Annotated in this window: 26 protein-coding genes; 7 read left to right on the top strand and 19 right to left on the bottom strand. The window is 65.6% G+C overall.

The annotated features are described in order from the left end of the window. Positions 1-44: 44 nt before the first annotated feature. The 8 genes from CH295_RS20760 to CH295_RS20725 all read right to left on the bottom strand — a co-directional run bounded on the left by CH295_RS20760 (position 45) and on the right by CH295_RS20725 (position 6,361). Entirely contained in the window at positions 45-251 is a 207-nt protein-coding gene (locus tag CH295_RS20760; RefSeq protein WP_037192707.1) for a hypothetical protein, read from the bottom strand. Continuing rightward, the gene (gene hisH / locus CH295_RS20755) at positions 248-877 is read right to left on the bottom strand and encodes an imidazole glycerol phosphate synthase subunit HisH (RefSeq protein WP_037192708.1); all 630 of its coding nucleotides are present in this window, start codon (positions 875-877) and stop codon (positions 248-250) included. Before hisH ends, CH295_RS20760 begins: the two co-directional genes overlap by 4 nt. Next, positions 874-1,992, bottom strand: coding sequence for an MFS transporter (locus CH295_RS20750; protein ID WP_094741861.1), 1,119 nt, complete (start codon positions 1,990-1,992; stop codon positions 874-876). The genes hisH and CH295_RS20750 overlap by 4 nt, the downstream gene beginning before the upstream one ends. A gap of 61 nt (positions 1,993-2,053) precedes the next feature. Beyond that, the gene (gene hisB, locus CH295_RS20745) at positions 2,054-2,677 is read right to left on the bottom strand and encodes an imidazoleglycerol-phosphate dehydratase HisB (RefSeq protein WP_032394340.1); all 624 of its coding nucleotides are present in this window, start codon (positions 2,675-2,677) and stop codon (positions 2,054-2,056) included. Continuing rightward, complete coding sequence (locus tag CH295_RS20740) at positions 2,674-3,804, bottom strand: histidinol-phosphate transaminase (RefSeq protein WP_094741795.1); 1,131 nt, start codon at positions 3,802-3,804, stop codon at positions 2,674-2,676. Before CH295_RS20740 ends, hisB begins: the two co-directional genes overlap by 4 nt. Next, on the bottom strand, positions 3,801-5,153 hold the full coding sequence (gene hisD / locus CH295_RS20735; protein WP_094741860.1) for a histidinol dehydrogenase: 1,353 nt from the start codon (positions 5,151-5,153) through the stop codon (positions 3,801-3,803). The genes CH295_RS20740 and hisD overlap by 4 nt, the downstream gene beginning before the upstream one ends. Before the next feature lie 106 nt (positions 5,154-5,259). Beyond that, complete coding sequence (locus CH295_RS20730) at positions 5,260-5,778, bottom strand: DinB family protein (protein WP_094741794.1); 519 nt, start codon at positions 5,776-5,778, stop codon at positions 5,260-5,262. A 115-nt stretch (positions 5,779-5,893) separates the two neighbouring features. After that, the gene (locus tag CH295_RS20725) at positions 5,894-6,361 is read right to left on the bottom strand and encodes an SRPBCC family protein (protein ID WP_094635414.1); all 468 of its coding nucleotides are present in this window, start codon (positions 6,359-6,361) and stop codon (positions 5,894-5,896) included. 82 nt (positions 6,362-6,443) lie between these two features. Between CH295_RS20725 and rhtB the strand changes: the two genes are divergently transcribed. The 3 genes from rhtB to CH295_RS20715 are packed head-to-tail and all read left to right on the top strand — an operon-like array spanning position 6,444 to position 7,608. Further along, positions 6,444-7,070: a homoserine/homoserine lactone efflux protein gene (gene rhtB / locus CH295_RS20720; protein ID WP_094635415.1), complete on the top strand. Its 627-nt coding sequence runs from the start codon at positions 6,444-6,446 to the stop codon at positions 7,068-7,070. An 11-nt stretch (positions 7,071-7,081) separates the two neighbouring features. Beyond that, entirely contained in the window at positions 7,082-7,228 is a 147-nt protein-coding gene (locus tag CH295_RS27890; RefSeq protein WP_155292933.1) for a hypothetical protein, read from the top strand. Beyond that, entirely contained in the window at positions 7,225-7,608 is a 384-nt protein-coding gene (locus CH295_RS20715; protein WP_094741793.1) for a YchJ family protein, read from the top strand. The genes CH295_RS27890 and CH295_RS20715 overlap by 4 nt, the downstream gene beginning before the upstream one ends. Here CH295_RS20715 and CH295_RS20710 read toward each other — a convergent pair. Further along, positions 7,605-8,021, bottom strand: coding sequence for a DUF5997 family protein (locus tag CH295_RS20710; RefSeq protein WP_094635416.1), 417 nt, complete (start codon positions 8,019-8,021; stop codon positions 7,605-7,607). The genes CH295_RS20715 and CH295_RS20710 overlap by 4 nt on opposite strands. A gap of 78 nt (positions 8,022-8,099) precedes the next feature. Here CH295_RS20710 and CH295_RS20705 point away from each other — a divergent pair, with 78 nt between their 5' ends. Next, positions 8,100-9,083, top strand: a complete 984-nt coding sequence (locus CH295_RS20705; RefSeq protein ID WP_094741792.1) for a LysR family transcriptional regulator — start codon at positions 8,100-8,102, stop codon at positions 9,081-9,083. A 32-nt stretch (positions 9,084-9,115) separates the two neighbouring features. Here CH295_RS20705 and CH295_RS20700 read toward each other — a convergent pair whose 3' ends face one another. Genes CH295_RS20700 through nadA form a run of 4 tightly spaced genes read right to left on the bottom strand, consistent with a single transcriptional unit; the run spans position 9,116 to position 13,024 of the window. Continuing rightward, complete coding sequence (locus tag CH295_RS20700) at positions 9,116-9,490, bottom strand: RNA-binding S4 domain-containing protein (RefSeq protein ID WP_037192726.1); 375 nt, start codon at positions 9,488-9,490, stop codon at positions 9,116-9,118. A gap of 33 nt (positions 9,491-9,523) precedes the next feature. Further along, complete coding sequence (gene nadC, locus CH295_RS20695; protein WP_094741791.1) at positions 9,524-10,399, bottom strand: carboxylating nicotinate-nucleotide diphosphorylase; 876 nt, start codon at positions 10,397-10,399, stop codon at positions 9,524-9,526. 1 nt (position 10,400) lies between these two features. Beyond that, positions 10,401-11,969, bottom strand: a complete 1,569-nt coding sequence (locus tag CH295_RS20690) for an L-aspartate oxidase (RefSeq protein WP_094741790.1) — start codon at positions 11,967-11,969, stop codon at positions 10,401-10,403. After that, complete coding sequence (gene nadA / locus CH295_RS20685; protein ID WP_052047833.1) at positions 11,966-13,024, bottom strand: quinolinate synthase NadA; 1,059 nt, start codon at positions 13,022-13,024, stop codon at positions 11,966-11,968. The genes CH295_RS20690 and nadA overlap by 4 nt, the downstream gene beginning before the upstream one ends. Before the next feature lie 79 nt (positions 13,025-13,103). Here nadA and CH295_RS20680 point away from each other — a divergent pair, with 79 nt between their 5' ends. Continuing rightward, positions 13,104-13,802: an NUDIX hydrolase gene (locus CH295_RS20680; protein ID WP_037193481.1), complete on the top strand. Its 699-nt coding sequence runs from the start codon at positions 13,104-13,106 to the stop codon at positions 13,800-13,802. Between the two features lie 10 nt (positions 13,803-13,812). On the opposite strand, the gene CH295_RS20675 is transcribed toward CH295_RS20680, so the two are convergent. Genes CH295_RS20675 through bioB form a run of 3 tightly spaced genes read right to left on the bottom strand, consistent with a single transcriptional unit; the run spans position 13,813 to position 15,652 of the window. Beyond that, a complete protein-coding gene (locus CH295_RS20675) occupies positions 13,813-14,403 on the bottom strand; it encodes a DUF2567 domain-containing protein (protein ID WP_037193483.1) in 591 nt (196 codons plus the stop codon). Between the two features lie 9 nt (positions 14,404-14,412). Beyond that, positions 14,413-14,637 (bottom strand): biotin synthase auxiliary protein BsaP, encoded by a 225-nt coding sequence (gene bsaP, locus CH295_RS20670; RefSeq protein ID WP_037192732.1) that lies wholly within the window; start codon positions 14,635-14,637, stop codon positions 14,413-14,415. Between the two features lie 22 nt (positions 14,638-14,659). Beyond that, the gene (bioB, locus tag CH295_RS20665) at positions 14,660-15,652 is read right to left on the bottom strand and encodes a biotin synthase BioB (RefSeq protein ID WP_094741789.1); all 993 of its coding nucleotides are present in this window, start codon (positions 15,650-15,652) and stop codon (positions 14,660-14,662) included. A gap of 125 nt (positions 15,653-15,777) precedes the next feature. Here bioB and CH295_RS20660 point away from each other — a divergent pair, with 125 nt between their 5' ends. Continuing rightward, entirely contained in the window at positions 15,778-16,365 is a 588-nt protein-coding gene (locus CH295_RS20660) for a TetR/AcrR family transcriptional regulator C-terminal domain-containing protein (RefSeq protein WP_037192738.1), read from the top strand. Between the two features lie 4 nt (positions 16,366-16,369). Here the strand turns inward: CH295_RS20660 and CH295_RS20655 are convergent, their stop codons facing one another. The 3 genes from CH295_RS20655 to CH295_RS20645 all read right to left on the bottom strand — a co-directional run bounded on the left by CH295_RS20655 (position 16,370) and on the right by CH295_RS20645 (position 19,530). Beyond that, entirely contained in the window at positions 16,370-16,777 is a 408-nt protein-coding gene (locus CH295_RS20655; protein WP_170945992.1) for an META domain-containing protein, read from the bottom strand. After that, entirely contained in the window at positions 16,770-19,073 is a 2,304-nt protein-coding gene (gene secA2, locus CH295_RS20650; protein ID WP_094741787.1) for an accessory Sec system translocase SecA2, read from the bottom strand. The genes CH295_RS20655 and secA2 overlap by 8 nt, the downstream gene beginning before the upstream one ends. A gap of 67 nt (positions 19,074-19,140) precedes the next feature. Continuing rightward, positions 19,141-19,530 carry a DUF6841 family protein gene (locus tag CH295_RS20645; RefSeq protein ID WP_094741786.1) on the bottom strand — a complete coding sequence of 130 codons (390 nt, stop codon included), beginning with the start codon at positions 19,528-19,530 and terminating at the stop codon, positions 19,141-19,143. 62 nt (positions 19,531-19,592) lie between these two features. On the opposite strand from CH295_RS20645, the gene CH295_RS20640 reads away from it, so the two are divergent. After that, entirely contained in the window at positions 19,593-19,973 is a 381-nt protein-coding gene (locus tag CH295_RS20640; protein WP_252342117.1) for a helix-turn-helix transcriptional regulator, read from the top strand. Positions 19,974-20,030 lie beyond the last annotated feature (57 nt).

The raw sequence follows: 20,030 nt of genomic DNA, 5'->3' as shown, positions 1-20,030 counted from the left end.
TACGGGCCGAGCGGCTGTGAACTCAAAACGGGTCGTCTGTCGTCCTACCGGAGTTCTTTGCGCGTCATGCGCGTGGACACCACACCCATGGCCGCGATCGCGCCGACCACACCGGCCAACGCGATGACCAGACCCACCCCGGCACTCGGCTGCAGCACAGCGATCAGTGCCGTCGCAAGGGCGAGCACGATCACAGCCGAACCGAGTGCGCGAAAGGCCAAGCGCCCGAGTGAGAACTCGCGGTCGCTCACACCGATCGGACCCAGTTCTCCAGCAGCGCAGCCCCGGCGTCACCGGACTTCTCCGGGTGGAACTGAGTGGCCGAGAGAGCGCCGTTCTCCACGGCAGCGAGGAATCGGCCGCCGTGATCGGCCCACGTGAGCAACGGCGCAGCGATGGTGTCGCTGGGTTCGAGCTCCCACTGCTGGGCAGCGTAGGAGTGGACGAAATAGAACCGGGTCTCGGGATCGATGCCGTCGAACAGCACGCTCTTCTCCGGCGCCTCGACGGTGTTCCAGCCCATGTGCGGCAGCACCTCGGCCTGCAGGCGCTCGACCGTTCCCGGCCACTCCCCGCACCCGTTGGCTTCGACACCGAATTCGACGCCGCGGTCGAACAGGATCTGCATTCCGACGCAGATACCAAGCACGGGACGCCCACCGGCGAGTCGACGCCCGATGATGCGATCGCCCTTCACCGCCAGCAGACCTTCCATGCAGGCGGCGAACGCACCGACACCGGGAACGACCAGCGCTTCTGCATTCAGGGCCTCGTCGAAGTCCGAGGTCACGGTCACATCGGCACCGACCCGGGCCAGAGCCCTCTTCGCCGAGTGCAGATTGCCCGAGCCGTAATCGAGCAACACCACAGAAGTCATGCGCGGAGTCTATCGGGGCGTGGTCTCGCGATGAGCGCCACCGCCGCGACGACGACCACCGTGGCAGCGGCTGCGGTGAATCCCGCGGTGTACCCCACACTTGTCGCGAGGACACCGAGGGCGAGTGCGCCCGCCCCGGTGCCCGCGTCGAAGCTGATGTTCCAGACGGCGCTCGCGCTGCTGTAGCGGGCGGGTCCGGCTGCGTCGAACGCCATCACGAGGCTGTCGTTCTGGCATGCGCCGTACCCGATTCCGAACAGGACGGCTGCGACGAAGAACAGCGCCGCGGGCATGTTGCCGAGCGCAGCGATCGCGAACAGGGCGATCCCGATCGCCGCCGACACCAGCGCCGGAAGCACAGAGCGTCCGATTCCGATGCGGTCCGCCACCGAGCCAGCGGCGTAACGCCCGACGAGCATCGAGGCACTGACGACGGCCAGTGCGAGTCCGATCATCGCGGCTCGGTTCGATTCGGCGATGGGCAGCAGACTGGTGATTCCCCCGTAGGCCGCGGACACCGAGGCCACGACGAGACACGGCACCAGGAATTGACGAACGTCGAGGCGAACCCGCTCGATCCTCGGCGGCTGCGGCGCGGGCCGGGTCGGCGGCAACAGCGCCACGCCGATCAGGCCTGCTGCGGGCACCAGAGCACCGAGTACGAACACGGCAGTAGGACTCGCCGCGAATATCACCAGACCCAATGGCAGCGTGACCATCTGAGCCAAGGCGACGGCGATGCCCTGCGCGCCCGTCGCCCGGCCGAGCAGCGCTGTCGGAGCGAGCTCGGCGACGATGGCGGCACCGGCGACGGTCAACATTCCGAATCCGGTGCCCCGCAGGGCCGACACCGCCAGCGCCGGTACGGCCTCGACGGAGACGATGAACAGCAGTGCAGGCAGCCCGAGAAGCAGACACCCGGCGGCCAGAACCGCGCGGTGGCCGACTCGCATCAGCATGCCCGGCACGAACAGCTGAGTGATCACCGTCGTGGCCATGAAGATCGCGGTACTGGCCGCGGCCACCGCGTCCGATGCCCCCGACTGGGACACAGCGAGGGGAACCACCGGGAGCAGCAACCCCCACCCGCCGAAGGAGGCCGCGCCCATGGCCATCGCGGCCGGAAGACCGCGGATGGAGCTCAGGCCACTCAACGCACGAGCGCCGATCGACCGATCACAGACTTCCCTTGGTGGACAGCACACCGGTCACGCGAGGGTCGTACTCGGTGGCCTGACGCAGTGCCCGAGCCACGGCCTTGAACTCGGCTTCGGTGATGTGGTGCTGATCGCGGCCGTAGATCACCCGGACGTGCAGTGCGATCCGAGCGTTCGAGGCCAGCGTCTCGAACACGTGCTTGTTGATCACGGTGGAGTACGGAACACCGGGGTAGCCGCCGATCACCGAGTGCACCATGTAGTCGGGCTCACCGGTGTGTACGCAGTACGGACGACCGGACACATCGACAGCCGCGTGCACGAGCGTTTCGTCCATCGGAATGAACGAGTCGCCGAACCGAGTGATGCCCGCCTTGTCGCCGAGGGCCTGGCCGAGAGCTTGCCCGAGCACGATCGCGGTGTCCTCGACGGTGTGGTGCGCCTCGATCTCGATGTCGCCCTTCGCGCGCACCGTCAGGTCGAAACGAGCATGGGTGCCGAGCGCGGTGAGCATGTGGTCGTAGAACGGAACGCCGGTGGAGATGTCGACGATGCCGGTCCCGTCGAGGTTCAGCTCGACCGAGATGTCGGATTCCTTGGTGGTGCGCTCGATCTTGGCGATGCGGGGGGCGGGTGTTGTCACTTCGGTGCCTCTGCTGTTTCGGTCGATGCGAGTGCTGCGCTGACGGTGAGGAATCGGTCGTTCTCGTGCGCCAGTCCGATGGTGACGCGAAGATACCCGGGAATTCCGACGTCCCGGATGAGCACGCCGTCGTCCAGGTACCGCTGCCAGGTCGCGGCCGCATCGGAGAACCGGCCGAAGAGCAGGAAGTTGGCGTCGGACGGCACCACGTCGTACCCCTGGTGGCCGAGAGCCGCTGCCACACGATCTCGTTCGGCGGAGAGTTCGGCCACGCTCCCGAGAGTGTCCGAGGCGTGCCGTAGCGCCGCCCGCGCAGCTGCCTGCGTGACGACCGAGAGATGATAGGGCAAGCGCACCAACAGCATTGCGTCGACGACGGCCGGGGCAGCCACCAGATATCCCAGCCGACCGCCGGCGAACGCGAACGCCTTGCTCATGGTTCGGCTGACCACGATCTTGCTGGGGTAGCTCTCGATCAACCCGATCGCGCTGGGCGCAGAGGAGAATTCCGCATAGGCCTCGTCGACCACCACGATTCCCGGTGCGGAGTCGAGGATTCGGCGCAGATCCGCCTCGTCGATGCTGTGGCCCGTCGGATTGTTGGGGCTGGTGACGAACACGACGTCGGGCTTTCGTTCTTCGATCGCCTGCACTGCGTAGTCGACATCGAGAGAGAAATCTGCCCGACGCTTCGCCGGAATCCATTCGGTCTGGGTCCCGGAGGAGATGATCGGGTGCATCGAGTAGGACGGCACGAAGCCGAGCGCGGTGCGATCCGGTCCCCCGAACGCCTGCAGCAACTGCTGCAGAATTTCGTTGGACCCGTTGGCCGCCCACACGTTGGCGGTGTCGACAGCGAAGCCGGTCTGCTCGGTGAGGTAGCGAGCGAGGTCGGCACGCAGCTCCTCCGCATCGCGATCCGGGTAGCGGTGCAGCTGACCGGCGGCGAGCCGAACGGAGTCCGCCACATCGTCGATCAATGCCTGCGTCGGCGGGTGCGGATTTTCGTTGGTGTTCAACTGAACCGGCACGGTGAGCTGCGGCGCACCGTACGGCGTTTTGCCGATCAGTGCCTCACGCAGCGGGAGGTCGTCCAGCGAGACCGCTTGTCCCAGAGCATCGGTCATGATGGATCACCGGTACGCAGCCCTTCGAACCGCAGCCGCACCGCTTCTCCGTGAGCCGGGAGATCCTCCGCGTTGGCCAGCGCAATGACGTGCGCCGCAACATCTTTCAGCGCGGCTTCGCTGTAGTCCACCACATGGATGCCGCGCAGGAACGTCTGCACACTCAGGCCGGACGAGTGGCGTGCGCATCCCGCCGTCGGAAGTACGTGGTTGGAGCCGGCGCAGTAGTCACCGAGGCTCACCGGCGACCACGCTCCGACGAACACGGCACCGGCGCTGCGCACCCGGGATGCGACGTCGGACGCGTCCTTCGTCTGAATCTCGAGATGCTCGGCGGCGTAGGCGTTGACCACGGCCAATCCCTGAGTGACGTCGTCGACCAGCACGATGCCGGACTGGCTTCCGTTCAGTGCGGTGGCCACGCGCTCTGCATGCCGGGTGGATGCCATCTGTGCGTTGACGGCCTGGTCCACGGCATCGGCCAGTTCGATGCTGTCGGTGACCAACACACTGGCCGCCATGACGTCGTGTTCGGCCTGGCTGATGAGGTCCGCCGCCACGTGAATCGGGTCCGCGGTGGCGTCGGCGAGAATCGCGATCTCGGTCGGTCCTGCCTCGGAGTCGATTCCGATGAGCGAGCGACACAGCCGCTTGGCCGCCGTGACGTAGATGTTGCCCGGACCGGTGATCAGATCGACCGGTGCCAACTCGCCGCCGTCGGTGTCGACGCCTCCGTAGGTGAGCAGCGCGACACCCTGGCCACCGCCGACCGCCCAGACCTCGTCGACGCCGAGCAGCTGCGCCGCAGCCAAGATCGTCGGGTGCGGCAGTCCGCCGAAGTTCTCTTGCGGCGGCGAAGCCACCACCAGAGATCCGACGCCGGCGATCTGCGCGGGCACCACGTTCATCACGACCGACGACGGGTACACAGCGTTGCCTCCGGGCACGTACAGGCCGACGCGATCGACCGGGATCCAGCGTTCGGTCACGGTGCCGCCGGGTACCACCTGGGTGGTGTGGTCGGTTCGGCGCTGATCCGAGTGCACCAGACGGGTTCGCTCGATCGCGACCTCGAGCGCCGCTCGGACGGCCGGATCCAGCTCCTCTAGTGCTCGAACCAATTCCTGCTGAGGAACTCGAATGCGGTCCGGTCGGACTCCGTCGAACTTCTCGCTGAACTCGAGGGCCGCGTCGGTACCGCGCTCCTTGACCGCGTCGACGACGGGGCGAACCTGATGCAGCACCGAATCGACATCCACTCCGCCTCGGGGAAGTGCGCCGCGTAGTTCGGCAGTGGATGGAGTTCGTCCGCGTAGATCGACGCGGGCGAGCTCGATGCGGGCAGGCATAGTGGGCCCCTTCGTGAAGTCGGTTCGGTGCCGGAGTTCGGTCGAAGCCGGGGTTCGGTCGAAACAGTGTGGTTCGAACACCCAGGATAGTTCCACCGAATTCCGCTCAGCCCCGCACGTCCCACAGATGATGGATGGGGTCGTGAATGTAGTAGGCGGCCAGTGATTCGACCGAGAAGTTCGATCCGTCGCTGCGCCGACCGGTCCGATGCCGATTCTCCGGCGGTACAGCGGCGAAATCGTCGGCCAGAGCGCGGGCGGCGTCGCCGAGTTCCGACGCCACCTCCGCAGGATTCTGGGAGTTGTAGTCCTCGGCCAGCGCGGTGGCGTCCTGGTCCCAGTTCGCGAACTCGGGATCGTCCTCGGTCAACACCAGTGCGAGCCGGGTCCGGAAGATGCGGTGCGCGTCACGTACGTGCGCGGCGTATTCGAGCGCGGACCACGTCGAGTCGTCGGGACGCAGTGCAACGTTCTCGCGCCGCAGAACCGCTTCCCAACGCTCGACGTCGGCGCGGATCAGGTCCGGGATTGCGTCGTATTCGACGGCACTCGAGTCGAACCCGCAATCCGGGCACGCTCGCTCGAGTACCCAGGTCCAGTTCTTGGTGTCGGGATCGATCGGCATGCCGGTCAGAATAGATCAGGGCAAGGGACACCTCGGTGTCCACAATTCGCGTCGTCGATCGTCGGTTGTGCATCCGAACGCGAATTGTGGACAGCGAGGGTTGTCGCCAAAACTGTCAGGCGTAGCGGGCCGCGAGGTTGTGCAGCGTGCTCTCGAGGCCCTGGGCATTCTTCTGCGGCATCTTGAACAGCTCGAGCATCTTCGGGACCTTGGCGGTGCCGTACTTGAAGCTCTCGGTGACCGTGGTCAGCCCCGGCTGCTTCTCCTCGAACTCCCAGCGCCAGGTGTGCCCCATCGGGTGCTGCCACTCGATCACCTTGTGCTTGTCGGCGTCGACGAACTCGGTGACGGTGCTGGTGATCTTGTACGGCACGCCGTACTGCTTCATGCCGACGGAGAACTTCGCGCCGGTGCTCAGTCGATCGGGGCCGCGGACGGTGTCCTTGACCGTCCCGGACCCGTCGAGCTCACCGTGCCGGTTGGGATCGGCCACGATGTCGAACAATTCGGATGCCGGTGCCCGAACTTCGGTCTGCCGGGTGACCTGCTGGGGGCCGGTGTCGATACTTCTGATGTCTGCCATCTCGGTGGCCTACCCTGCTTCGGCGCGTTCGACACCCACGGCCGGGCCGAATTCGAGTTGACGGTCGTAGTTCAATGAACGCATGTCCTGGTCAGTGTGGCTCGCCTTCCTCGGCGCGAGCATCGTCATCAGTCTCTCCCCCGGTGCAGGCGCCATCGCGTCGATGTCCACCGGGCTTCGCTACGGCCTGCGCCGCGGATACTGGAACATCTTCGGTCTGCAGATCGGTCTGCTCCTGCAGATCGGCATCGTCGCCGTCGGACTGGGGGCAGTGCTCGCCAGCTCGGCGCTCGCGTTCACTGCCATCAAGTGGTTCGGTGTCGCGTACCTGGTCTACCTGGGCATTCGGCAGTGGCGGGCAGCCCCGACCGACGTCGCCGACGCCCCCGCGGTGGCCGATCGCGGAACGACGATGCTGGTACGAGGATTCCTCGTCAACGCCAGCAACCCGAAGGCCGTCGTGTTCATGGTTGCCGTCCTTCCCCAGTTCCTCGATCCAGCGCGGCCTCTGCTCACTCAGTACCTCGTCATCGCGGCCACGATGGTCGCGGTCGACATGTTGGTGATGACCGGATACACCTCGCTGGCATCTCGGGTTCTGCGGCTGATGCGCTCGCAGCGCCAGCAGAAAACGATGAATCGCACGTTCGCCGGGATGTTCTTCGCTGCCGCTACGTTCCTCGCGACCGTCCGGCGCGTGACACCGTGAGGAAATACCGCGTGATCATGAAGAACGCACTCGGCGGCGACCCGATTCCGCTGGGACTGTTCGACACACTCCTCGAGGCCAACACGTGGATCCAGGACGTCGGCAAGCGCGACGAGCACGAACTCGGCACCTATACGGTCGAGGTTGTCGACGAGTGAGCGGGCGGTGTCCGTGTTCGAGCGGTGACACGTTCGACGCGTGCTGCGAGCCGTACCTGCGCGGCGTTGCGAGCGCGCCGACAGCCGAGAAGCTGATGCGATCTCGATTCACTGCGTTCGCCGTCGCAGACGTGGACTATCTCCGCGCATCGTGGCATCCCGACACCGCACCGGCCGAGCTGGAGTTGGACCCCGATCAACGGTGGTACCGACTCGACATTCTCGCGACCGACGCCGGCGGGCTGTTCGACGACGCGGGAACCGTCGAGTTCCGAGCTCGATACAAGCATCCGGGCGGGGCGGGCTCGATGAGTGAGGTGAGCCGCTTCGTCCGCGTGGACGGCCGGTGGCTCTACCTCGACGGAATCGTCTCGAGCTAGAGGTTGCGCAGCTTGGTCGGTCGGTTGCCCGAGGTACGACGCGCTTCCTGCTTCTCCTTGATGCGTTCGGCATCCTTGCGCACCTGAATCTGGGTGCGACGCTCCCGGACGAGCCACTGCGGTGGGCTGGCAACGAGTTCTTCGATCGCCTCGCTGGTCAGCGCCTCGGTGACACCACCACGGGCCAGCCCTGCGATGGACACGCCCAGCTTCTTCGCGATGACGTCGCGGGGGAAGGGTCCGTTGGTCTGCAGTTCGGTCAACCACTGCGGCGGATCGCTGCGCAGTGCGTCCAGTTCGGACCTGCTGACCATCGAGTTCTGGAACTCTTCGGGTGCTGCGGGAAGGTAGATGCCGAGCTTGTTCGCCGCGGTCAATGGCTTCATGGTCTGCTGCTTGTTCTCCGGGCTCACCGGAACAGCTTATCCGGCCATCGGCACTCTCGACGCCACGGTCGCTCCCGGTCCGCGTCGTCCCATAGGCTCGACACCGTGAACATCGATGTGCAGACACTGCGCTGGTACGCGGCGGTGGCGCAGCAACTGCATTTCGCGCGCGCTGCTCAGTCACTGGGAATCTCGCGAATCCGCTTGAGCAAGACGGTCGTGGAACTCGAGGAACAGCTCGGCGTCGATCTGTTCGTGCCGGGGGCATCCCCCACCGAGCTCACCGAGGACGGCCGCGCTCTGCTCGAGCGGGCGCTGGTGGACATCGCCGAGGACGATCGACTCTCGGAACTCGCGCAGGTTGCTGCTGCCGAGCCGACCACGTTCACCATCGGGTACGCCGAGGGAGTGACGCTGACGAAGTGGACGCGCATCTGGGCTGATCGGTTCCCCGATGTCACGCTCTCCGTGGTCGCGACCACACCCGAGACACAGGTGGCGGCGTTGCGCGACGGCACGGTCGATGTGAGCTTCGTCCGACCGCCGCTCGATCGTCAGGGCCTCAACGCCATCGGCCTGTATCAGGAAGTCCAGGTCGTGGTGGTCCCGAAGGACCATGCAGTCGCCGCATTCGATTCGGTCACCGCGAGCGATCTCGCCGACGAGCATCTGCTGGCCGATCCCGCGACGGTACCCGAATGGGCAGCTGTGGCAACGGAACTCGAAGTCGGCAACCGCCCGGAACTACCGCCGATGAATACCGTCGCGGAGACTTTCGAGTACGTGGCTGCCGGGCTGGGGGTGGCAATAGTGCCGCACTCGGTGGCCCGATTCAACGCACGCAAAGATCTCGTCTACCGCCCAGTGACCGACATAGAGCAGTCCCAGATTGCGTTGGCCTGGGTCGCAGAACACGAGGACGACCGCATCGAGGAGTTCATCGGCATCGTTCGAGGACGGTCGACCCGTAGCTCGCGCGGTGCATCGGACGAGGTGCCGGTCAAGAAGAAGAAAGCGCACCCCTCCAAACCTGCTCGCCCCGTTGCCAAGACGAAGACGAACGCCCGACGCAGCGGAAAGCGCCGCTAGACGGGCTCACACCCTGCGAAGAACCGGGCGCACTAGAGGCCAAGGCCCCGCAGTCGGTCGATCTCACGACGATCGCGCTTGGTGGGCCTACCCGCCCCTCGATCCCGTCTCGGTACGGAAGCCAGAACTTCTTTCGGGGGCGGCGGCGGACTGCGATCGATCAAGCACTCGGGAACGACCGCTGCGCCGACGCGTTTGCCGATGGCCCGCACCACGACGACGATCTTCTCCACTCCGTCGGACCGGAGCCTGATCTCGTCGTCGGGGCCGATGCGATGCCCGGGTTTGGCAGGAGTTCCGTTGACACGGACGTGGCCGCCGCGGCAGGCAGCAGCGGCGGCAGACCGCGTCTTGAACAACCGGACCGCCCAGATCCAACTGTCGAGGCGGACACTCTGAACTTCCATCTTCGTACGAATTCCTCACATTGCGAGGCTCGACTACATGTCCAGGCCGAGATCGAGCACTGTCACCGAGTGTGTCAGACCGCCCACCGCGAGGAAGTCGACCCCCGTGCGCGCGTAGTCCCGTGCCACGTCGACGGTCAGTCCGCCCGAGGATTCCAGCTTGGTCTGCGGCGCGAACGTATCGCGACGTTGCACGGCCATCTGCGTCTGCCACAGCGCGAAGTTGTCCAGCAGAACAAGTTCGACGTTCGCGGCGAGCACCTGGTCGAGTTGCTCGAGGCTGTCGACCTCCACTTCACAGGCGATGTTCGGCGCAGCGGCCCGAACCGCGTTCAACGCAGCGACGACCGAACCGGCCGCTGCCACGTGATTGTCCTTGATCAGCGCAGCATCGCCCAGACCCATCCGGTGATTGACGCCGCCACCGGCACGCACCGCGTACTTCTGCAGCGAACGCAACCCCGGCAACGTCTTTCGACTGTCCCGGATCTTGCACTCGGTGTCTGCAACCTCGGCGACCCAGCCGGCCGTCGCGGTGGCGATCCCCGAGAGATGGCAGACGACGTTGAGCATCGTGCGTTCGGCAGTGAGCAAGCCCCGAGTCGGGGCCTCGACCGTCAGCACGGCTTGTCCTGGTTCGACTTCGGATCCGTCCTCGATGCGATGCACGACGGAGTATCCGTCGGCTCCGATCACCTCGTCGAGAACCAGGAGGCCGACATCGATCCCGGCGATCGTGCCGAAGTGACGCGAGACCACCGACGCCGTGGCGATGGCATCCTCGGAAACCGTTGCCAGCGTGGTGATGTCGGGTCCGAACCGCAGGTCCTCGTCGAGCGCGGTCCGAATCAGTGCGAGTACCTCGGCGCGATCGACGCCCGGGTTCACCTCGTTCGCAGTATCGGTCATGTCAGCGTGCTCCCGTCATCACTTCGTCGTTCACGATCGCCAACCGTCCCTCGGGATCTCGTTCGATGTGCAGGCTTCGACGTTGCGCCGGTGCACTCTCGGGGAAATCCCGTCGGGTGTGGCACCCTCTGCTTTCGCGGCGGTGGTTCGCGGCCAGCACGATGACCTCCGCCGCAGCGGTCAACGCAGCATCCTCGACAGCACGTGCATCGACCGGCGGTTCCGATACGACACCGTGCGCCAGGACGCGTTGCGCCGCAGCAAGACCCGTTGCATCGCGTACGACGCCGACCTCGGCGGTCATGGTTCGCTGCAGCACCGCGCGGTCGATGCGGCGATACGTGGGCAATGGGACATCCGAAATGCTGCCGTGTCGGCCGACCCGTTCGGCAGCCACGTAGGCCGCGCGCTCACCGACGACGAGACCCTCGAGCAGACTGTTCGACGCCAACCTGTTGGCACCGTGCAAGCCGGTGCGCGCCACTTCGCCTGCGGCGAGCAAGCCGGGAACCGAGGTGCGCCCGGTTGTATCCGTCGCCACGCCCCCACACGAGTAGTGCGCTGCGGGTGCCACCGGAATCAGGTCCGTCGCCGGATCGATTCCGGCCTCGAGGCACGAGGCGGTCACAGTCGGGAATCGCTCGTGGAAGTGCTCCACGAGGCGGGCGTCCAGCAGCACGTGGTCGTCACCGCGCTCGTACAGCAGTTCGGCGATGGCCCGGGACACCACGTCGCGGGGCGCAAGGTCACCGAGCGGGTGCACTCCGGCCATGAACGCACGGCCTGCGACATCGACCAGATGGGCACCCTCGCCGCGTACCGCCTCGCTGATCAACGGACGACGGCCCGTGGACCCGGCGGCGAACAGCACCGTCGGATGGAACTGCACGAATTCCAGATCCGCGATCCGTGCACCTGCATCGAGGGCGAGTGCGATGCCGTCGGCCGTCGCACCCGGTGGGTTGGTGCTGCACGAATACAGCTGTCCCAGTCCGCCGGTGGCCAGGAGAACCGTCGGGCAATGAACGACGCCGACACCGCGAGGCCCGCGCACGAGGAGGCCGACGACCTCGCCGTCGGTGGTCAGCACCCGCAGCGCGGTCGTGTCGAACTGCACCGTCGGCACTGCACCGTCGAGGGTGCGTTGCACCTCGGCCCCGGTGGCGTCTCCACCGGCGTGAACGATGCGGCGCACACTGTGACCGCCTTCGCGGGTCCGCGCGACGGAGCCGTCGGCAGCGCGATCGAACTCGGCACCCGCAGCTTCGAGCGAGGTGATCGCCGCGCGTCCGCCCGAGACGATGGAGCGCACTGAGTCCTCGTCGCACAGGCTGGCACCGGCAACGCAGGTGTCGGCCACATGCGATTCGATCGAATCCTCGAGTGCGGGACCGACGACCGCGATCCCACCCTGGGCGTACTGCGTCGCCGTGTCGGTGGAATGTCCCTTACTGACGGTCGCCACCCGCAGGCCGCGGGCCGCCGCAGTGCGGGCCGCGGTGAGTCCGGCAATTCCACCGCCGACGACGACGAGATCGGCCGCGGTTTCCCACGCGACCGTTGGATTCACTCGCCGCCGCCCGGGGTGCCGATCTCGATCATCCGCTGCACCGACTTGCTCGCGATGTTCGCGGTCTCGAGGTCGACGTGCACCTCGTCGCGCCCCTCGACGAGGCAGCGCAGCAGAGCAGCTGGGGTGATCATCTTCATGTAGCCGCACGATGCGCGGTCGTTGACGGCGAGGAAGTCGACGTCGGGTGCCGCCATCCGCAGTTGATGCAGCATGCCGATCTCGGTGGCGACCAGAACCTGCTTGGACGCGGTGGTGCGGGCAGCGTCGAGCATGCCGCCGGTGGAGAGGATCTTGACCTTGTCGGCGGGTACGAATCCCTCGCCTGCGAGGTACAGCGCCGATGTTGCGCAGCCGCATTCGGGGTGCACGTACAGCTCGGCATCGGGGTGGGTGCGCGACTTCTCGGCCAGTTCGTCGCCGTTGATGCCGGCGTGTACGTGGCATTCGCCGGCCCAGATGTGCAGGTTCTCGCGCCCGGTGACGCGCTTGACGTGCGCGCCGAGGAACTGATCGGGAAGGAACAGGATGTCGCGACCCGGATCGATCGACTCGACCACCTCGACGGCGTTCGACGAGGTGCAGCAGATGTCGGTCAGTGCTTTGATCTCGGCGGTGGTGTTGACGTACGAGACGACGACGGCGTCGGGAAAATCGGCCTTCCATTCGCGGAGCTGGTCTGCGGTGATGGAATCGGCCAGTGAGCAGCCGGCTCGCTGGTCCGGGATGAGGATCGTTTTCTGTGGGCTCAGGATCTTTGCGGTCTCGGCCATGAAATGCACTCCGCAGAACACGATCGTGTCCTCGGGGACCTCGGCGGCCATCCGCGAGAGCGCGAGCGAGTCGCCGACATGGTCGGCAACGTCCTGAATCGCAGGCAGCTGGTAATTGTGCGCGAGCAGCGTCGCGCCGCGCAGATCGGCGAGCCGTCGAACCTCGGCCGCCCATTCCGGAGTTGCCTCCACTCCCCCGTAACCACCTGCTCCATCGACGATGTCGCGAACTCCGGCGAATGCCGAGTCCAGGATGTTCACCCGGGTAGCGCTGCTGGTCATGACGGTTCTCCTTCACCGATCATCCGGTCGTCGGTGACCGAATTTCCTCCGAGGGAGTTTTCGACCTATGATCGAAAACATGATCCATCGTAGCACCGTCCACGAAGTACTCATCGCGGTGTTCCAAGTTCGACCCTTTTCCGACCCCGACGCCCCGGAACTGGGGGTGCTGCTGTGGCAACGCGCGCTCGACCCCGAGGCCGGCACCTGGTCGCTGCCCGGTGGCACCCTGCGCGACGACGAAAATCTCGCCGCGTCCGCGCGCCGTCAGCTCGCCGAGAAGGTCGACGTGCGCTCGGTGGCGCACCTCGAGCAGCTGTCCGTCTTCAGCGAACCCGAACGCGTACCGGGAGATCGGCGGATCGCGTCGACCTTCCTCGGCCTGGTGCCGATCTCGGCAGAACCGACACTCCCTTCGGACACCGCATGGCACCCGGTTTCGGCACTGCCCGACATGTCCTTCGATCACGGAACCGTCGTCGCGCACGCGAGACATCGACTGGTCGCGAAACTCTCGTACACCAACATCGGATTTGCACTGGCTCCGGTCGATTTCGCGATCTCGTCGCTGCGCGAGATCTACGGTGCCGCACTCGGATATCAGGTCGATGCCACCAACCTGCAGCGGGTGCTGAGCCGGCGCGGTGTCATCGAACCCACCGGACGGCGCGCGCCGTCCGGCAAGGCCGGTGGCAGACCGCCTGCACTGTTTCGCTTTGCCGACAACAGCATTCGAGTCACCGACGAGTTCGCCGCACTGAGGCCACCCCAGGCGTGAACTGCTGCTGTCAGTCGGCTCGATTCGAGTCGAACGACGGTGGCGGCGGGAAGAACTCGACATCGAGGTCGTCCGGATCGGGATCGGTGTGTTGCAGATTGTCGTTGGGATTCATCGCCGCCAGCAGCAGGATCACCAGCGAAGCCGTCAGCGCCTGAACGATCAGCACCAGCGGAGTATCGATACTGGGCGCAACGGTGACGATCGACCCGACCGCCGGGTCGCCGGCCTTCGGAAACCGAAGAGCAGCAATCCCGTTGCCCACCAGGACCGCAGCGACCGAGCCGGCGAGTGCACCGACGAAGACGGCACCGAACAGCCGCGGACCCCGCTCCGATCTCCACAGCCACCACCCGATCGGGAGAACGAGACCGAGGGCCAGGGACACGAACGCGAACAGTGCGAGGCCGTCGAAGCTGTGCAGGCTCTCCCCGGTCAGGGCCGCCCCGCGATCCTGCGCCACCACGAGCAACTGCTGCGCCGGTGCCAAGAACCCCCACAGCACCCCGCCCAGAGCCGACACTGCCACCGAGATTCCGACGACCACCGACAGCACACGAACGGTGCTGCTCCGCGGTGGCGTTTCGAGAACGTCCGACATGACCACCACCTAGCGCCTACCCGTCGCGGCCGAATCGACGAGGCCGTGACGCGAGCACAGCGACGTCCACCCGTCGGGGACGATCTGGACCACCATGCGGCGACCGCATTCTGCGCAGAACCGCGGCGGCTCCAACCCGAGCCGGACGGCGACCGACAACGAATCCGCACCCGCCTCGGCTCCGGCGTCGACAGGCCGACCGGTGTACGGGTCGAAGTGGGTCTCGCTCGTCATTCGACCCACCCTAATACGCCCATCAGATAGTCGAGTTGAGCGCTTTGATCGGCATCTGCAGCTCGCCGAGAAGATCGAGATCCTGCTCTGCCGGACGACCGAGCGTCGTCAGGTAGTTGCCGACGATGACGGCATTGATGCCGCCGAGAATTCCCTGCTTGGCACCCAGATCTCCGAGAGTGATCTCGCGGCCACCGGCAAATCTGAGAATCGTGCGCGGCAGAGCGAGACGAAACGCGGCGACGGCGCGCAGAGCATCGGATGCAGGCAGCACATCGAGGTCTCCGAACGGGGTTCCCGGTCTTGGATTGAGGAAGTTCAGGGGCACCTCGTCGGGTTCGAGCGCGGTGAGATCGGCGGCGAACTCGGCACGTTGCTCCAGCGTCTCCCCCATACCGAGAATTCCGCCGCAGCACACCTCCATGCCTGCCTCGCGCACCATCCGCAGTGTGTTCCACCGTTCCTCCCACGTGTGGGTGGTCACCACGTTCGGAAAGTACGAGCGGGAGGTCTCGAGGTTGTGGTTGTAGCGATGTACACCCATCGCCGCGAGCTGATCGACCTGATCCTGATCGAGCATTCCCAACGAGCAGGCGATATCGATCTCGACCTCGTTCCGGATGGCTTCGATACCTGCGGCGACCTGCGCGAGCAGCCGAGCGTCGGGTCCGCGTACCGCGGCGACGATGCAGAATTCCGTCGCTCCGGTCTTCGCGGTCTGCTTCGCGGCTTCGACCAGCGACGGGATATCGAGCCACGCGGCACGAACCGGGGACGCGAAAAGACCGGATTGCGAACAGAAGTGGCAGTCCTCGGGACACCCGCCGGTCTTGAGGCTGATGATTCCTTCCACCTCGACCTCGGGCCCGCACCACTGCATCCGCACCTCGTGGGCCAACAGCATCGTCTCCTCGAGACGGTCGTCGCCGAGCTCGAGAACCTCGAGAACCTGAGATCGATCGAGCGCGATGCCGTCGCCGAGCACCTGTGTACGCGCCGTGCGCAAAATGTCCATTCCGGGTCCCCTCGTAGTCGAACGGCATCATCATTGAACACCGTTCAAGTTGAACGGCGTTCACGTTAGGCACCGCGCTCGGCTACTGTCAAAGCGAAGACGCGTCGAACGACTTGGGGGTAGCAGTGCAACTGAACAGGCAGGACGTCCTGGACGGCGCGATCGCCATTCTCGACGAGTACGGCCTGGCAGACCTGACGATGCGGCGTCTGGCGACGTCCCTGCACGTGCAGCCGGGCGCGCTGTACTGGCACTTCCCCAACAAGCAGACGCTGCTCGGTGCCATTGCCGACCACATACTCTCGGGTGCCGATGCACCGTCGACCGAGGATTCGTGGGACGCACAGATCGCACAGATCGCGCACCGGCTGCGCGATGCTCTGCTCTCCCGACGCGACGGTGCGGAATTGGTGGCCGCGACCTACGCGTCGAGGCTGACCACCAACCACATTCGCGAACGTATTGCCGCCGTGTGCATTCGCGCGGGGCTGCCGCGCCGCGACGCGGAACTCACCGCCGACACGTTGTTGTACTACATCCTGGGTCAGACCGTGGACGAGCAGTCACGACTCCAGATGGACTCGGTCGGAGCCCTCACGCCCGACGCGTCGCCGCTCTTCGAGAGTCCCGACCCGACGAGCAGATTCGATTTCGGACTGAAACTCTTCCTCGACGGAGTACGCCACACCGCGGCGGACCGCATCCGCCGCTGATCGATCAGAATTCCGCGAAGACGATGCGCTGACTCCCGTTGTCCAAGGTCATGGTGCCCTTGTCCCGAGACCACAGTGGAGTGGAGGTCAGGAAAGCCGACAGCCACATGTCCTGCTCCATCAACGCCTCAGGGCAGGCCATCCGCGTCGACCCGAGGGAGTCGACGGTGATCCTGCCCTGCGAGGTGTCCACGGTGCCGAACAACCTGTTGCACCCCGCCTCGGCCGAGATTCTGTCGTCGACGAACTCGAGCCTGACCGTCGTTCCGGCGACCGGCGTGTAGGAGTCGGGTGCCTCGATCGACGAATACGTCTTGCCTGCAGGGAATTCGCCGTACGAGTCGGCGCACCCGGAGGCCACCGCACTCGCACCCAACGCGAGAGCGAGAAACGCGCGCCGCGCGTCAGCCACCGAAAATCGGCCCCAGACCGGCCGCACCGGCATTTCCGCGGGACGCGAACGGGTTGTCGTGCACCATGTACGTCCAGGTCGACGTCGGTCGACGCAAGCCGAATTCGTCCAGATCGATTCCGTCCGAGGTGATTTCGGCCGACTCGAACGTCGCGTGCGAGAGATCCATCGCCTTGGAGGACACCGTCTTGAACGCCTCGACCGCGATACGGTGGTACTCGTCGAGTGGATTCTCTCGGCCCAGTGCGCGCAGGTGGATGCTCTCGCGCACGTCGGCGAGATGCGCGAGGTAGTCCGACCAGGATCGATCGAGGTGGTAGAGAACGATCTGGCGGGCGACCTCGACCAGAGTCTCCTCCGAGACGGTCTCGCGAAGTTCCTTCGAGCGCGTCGGTGCGTGCTGCTCGAGCAACGTCAACGCCTCGTCGGAGTCGAGCAACGTGGCCCGTCGGCGATCCAGGATCTCACGGTGCTGAGCCGTCAGCTGGTTGTAGCGCCACGTGCGCGAATGTATTTCGAGCATCTGCCCCTCGGCGATGCGTTGTGCATGATCGACACGGTCGGCCGCTGCCGACGAGGTGAACTTTCCGCTCTCGTCGATACCCTTCGGTGCATCCTTGTCGCCGATGTTGTTCGCGACGACGTCGTCCTCCCAACTGCCGAAGAACAGTGACCGGCCTGGATCACCCTGCCGGCCTGCGCGTCCTCGAAGCTGATTGTCGAGTCGCTCGGTGGTGTGTCGACCGGTGCCGAGAACGAACAGTCCGCCGAGCTCGGCGATACGTTCGCGATCGGCACCGTCGGGACCACCGAGCTTGATGTCGGTTCCGCGCCCGGCGATCTGAGTCGACACCGTCACCGCGCCGTGCACACCCGCCGCGGCGATGACCGCCGCTTCCTCTGCGTCGTTCTTGGCATTGAGCACCACCACCTCAACGCCCGACGCGGTGAGGGTCTCGGCCAGCGCCTCGGACTCGGCGACATCGTGGGTGCCGATGAGAATCGGCTGACCGGTCTCGTGAATGTCCTTCACCTGCAGCGCAATTGCAGCGTTCTTGTGCTCGATCGTGTCGTACACACGGTCGTCTTCGTCGACGCGCACCGTCGGCACATTGGGCGCAATGACCGAGACGCCGAGGCCGTAGAACGTGCGAAGCTGCTCCCCCGCCGCCATGGCCGTACCGGTCATACCGCACACCGTTGCGTACCGATTGATCAACGCCTGCACGGTGATGGTGTCGAGAATTTCACCGGTCTCGGTGGGGGCGAGCCCTTCCTTGATCTCGACCGCGGCCTGCAACCCGTCCGGCCAGCGCTGCAGTTCGGCCACTCGGCCACGCGAGGCGTTGATCAGCTGCACCCGGCCGTCACGGACGATGTAATCGACGTCGCGCTGGACCAGCACCTGGGCGTGCAGTGCCACATTGACCGCCACCAACGTCGTCCCGACGTGATGCTCGGAGTACAGATCGATTCCGCCCAGTTCCTTCTCCATCCGCAGCGCGCCCTCGTCGGTGAGGAACACGTTGCGTCCTTCGGCATCGGTGTCGAAATCGACACCCTTGTCCAACAACCGGACTGCCTCCATGACCGTCGATGTCGAGACGTCACCGGAGACCGAACCGGCCAACACCAGCGGCACGAGCGCCTCGTCGACCAGCACGGAATCGGCCTCGTCGATCAGGGCAACGTCCGGCCCGGGCGCGACCAGATCGTCTCGATCGTTCACCAGATGATCGCGCAGAACGTCGAAACCGATCTCGTTGACCGAGGCATAGGTGATGTCGCAGGCATAGGCGGTGCGTCGATCCTGTGCCGTCGACGACTCGCCGATGGAACCGACGGTGATGCCGAGGGACTCGAACAGCGGCTGCATCCACTGCGCGTCACGTTGCGCGAGAAAATCGTTGACCGAGATGACGTGCACCGAGCGCCCGGACAGCACGTATCCGACGGCAGCGATGGCACCGGCCAACGTCTTGCCCTCGCCGGTCGCCATCTCCACCACGTCACCGGCGAGCAATCGCACGGCGCCGTGCAACTGCACATCGAAGGGCCGTAGGTTCAGCGCACGCTCGCTCGCCTCGCGCGTCAATGCCAGATACCGCGGAACGTCGAGACGCTCGGCATCGTCGACGCGCAGAGCGGTCGCCTCGGAGGCCAACTCGCTCTCACTCAGGGCAGCTGCCCACTCCGCGTGCTCCTGGGCTCGGTCGACGCGTCGAAGCGAGGTGCTCTGCGCCTTCTGCGCTGAGCGGCCGAGTACACGCCAGAATCGGTCGGAGCCCAAAGCCATCTGTAATCCCTACCTGAGAAAGAAGAACCGTTCCCACCCACAGTACCGAGTGCGGTCCCGCCCAGCGCTAGGCATCGAGCGGCGTCGTCACCGCGATCCGGCGCGTGCCGTCGTCCAGCGTCACCACCTGATAGGCATTGCGCTCGGTTCCCACCGGCGAGCCGTCGGAGTCGAGGTTCTCCAGAAGAAGATGCCCGACCCAGATACCCGGCACCTCTGCCTCGGTGACGATGTCGCGGGCCCGCACACCCTCGATTCCGCGCGACCGATAGTAGGTCTGCCCCTGCCGAAAGAATTCTCGAGTCTGCTGCGGATCGCCGATCGCCGCACATCCACGTGCCGTGACCGCCAGAGCCGGGTAGTTGTAGATCTCGGCCAGACCGTCGAGATCACCCGAGGTCAGGTACCCCGTATAACGAGCGAAGAAGCTGTCGATCGATTCGGTGTCAGGTGTCATATCGACAACGGTAGGACTCATTCCCGTCAGGGCCGTGTCGGGAATCGGGAAGAATTCGAACGGTGCCGAAGGAGAATGCGCCCCGGTCGCTCGACAGCGCGCTCACCCTGCGCCGTGTCGCGCGTCAGCAGCGGATCGTCGAATGGCTGGGGTCGGCGGCTGCGCCGTTGACCTCGCCCGAACTCGCGCAGCGGCTCGGGGTTTCCGTGCGCACCGTCGAGCGCGACCTCGCCCGGTTGCGTGAGTCCGGGGTTCCTGTCGATGCAGTGCCGGGTGTGCACGGCGGATCTCGGTTGACGAGTGTCGCCAAGCCCCGGCCAGTGCGGTTGACCGCTCCCGAGATAGCAGCACTCATCGCCAGCCTCGCCGCCCTGGGACCCAGCGAAACCGACAGTGCCGCATCGGCAATGAGCGCTCTGATCGAGGCATTGACCACCGAGTGACCGTGAGATCTGGACAAACCGAGAAGTCCGCATTACCGTCTTCCACTAATCAACTAG

This window comes from Rhodococcus sp. 14-2483-1-2 (assembly GCF_002259405.1).
Lineage (GTDB): Bacteria > Actinomycetota > Actinomycetes > Mycobacteriales > Mycobacteriaceae > Rhodococcoides.
This window is presented reverse-complemented; position numbering and strand designations above follow the sequence as displayed.

Excerpts from the sequence above, each read along its gene's own strand:
- hisH (WP_037192708.1), bottom strand. The coding sequence starts at position 877 with ATGACTTCTGTGGTGTTGCTCGATTACGGCTCGGGCAATCTGCACTCG.
- CH295_RS20750 (WP_094741861.1), bottom strand. The coding sequence starts at position 1,992 with ATGGCCATGGGCGCGGCCTCCTTCGGCGGGTGGGGGTTGCTGCTCCCG.
- CH295_RS20740 (WP_094741795.1), bottom strand. The coding sequence starts at position 3,804 with ATGACCGATGCTCTGGGACAAGCGGTCTCGCTGGACGACCTCCCGCTG.
- hisD (WP_094741860.1), bottom strand. The coding sequence starts at position 5,153 with ATGCCTGCCCGCATCGAGCTCGCCCGCGTCGATCTACGCGGACGAACT.
- CH295_RS20730 (WP_094741794.1), bottom strand. The coding sequence starts at position 5,778 with ATGCCGATCGATCCCGACACCAAGAACTGGACCTGGGTACTCGAGCGA.
- CH295_RS20725 (WP_094635414.1), bottom strand. The coding sequence starts at position 6,361 with ATGGCAGACATCAGAAGTATCGACACCGGCCCCCAGCAGGTCACCCGG.
- rhtB (WP_094635415.1), top strand. The coding sequence starts at position 6,444 with ATGTCCTGGTCAGTGTGGCTCGCCTTCCTCGGCGCGAGCATCGTCATC.
- CH295_RS20700 (WP_037192726.1), bottom strand. The coding sequence starts at position 9,490 with ATGGAAGTTCAGAGTGTCCGCCTCGACAGTTGGATCTGGGCGGTCCGG.
- nadC (WP_094741791.1), bottom strand. The coding sequence starts at position 10,399 with ATGACCGATACTGCGAACGAGGTGAACCCGGGCGTCGATCGCGCCGAG.
- nadA (WP_052047833.1), bottom strand. The coding sequence starts at position 13,024 with ATGACCAGCAGCGCTACCCGGGTGAACATCCTGGACTCGGCATTCGCC.
- CH295_RS20680 (WP_037193481.1), top strand. The coding sequence starts at position 13,104 with ATGATCCATCGTAGCACCGTCCACGAAGTACTCATCGCGGTGTTCCAA.
- CH295_RS20675 (WP_037193483.1), bottom strand. The coding sequence starts at position 14,403 with ATGTCGGACGTTCTCGAAACGCCACCGCGGAGCAGCACCGTTCGTGTG.
- bsaP (WP_037192732.1), bottom strand. The coding sequence starts at position 14,637 with ATGACGAGCGAGACCCACTTCGACCCGTACACCGGTCGGCCTGTCGAC.
- bioB (WP_094741789.1), bottom strand. The coding sequence starts at position 15,652 with ATGGACATTTTGCGCACGGCGCGTACACAGGTGCTCGGCGACGGCATC.
- secA2 (WP_094741787.1), bottom strand. The coding sequence starts at position 19,073 with ATGGCTTTGGGCTCCGACCGATTCTGGCGTGTACTCGGCCGCTCAGCG.
- CH295_RS20645 (WP_094741786.1), bottom strand. The coding sequence starts at position 19,530 with ATGACACCTGACACCGAATCGATCGACAGCTTCTTCGCTCGTTATACG.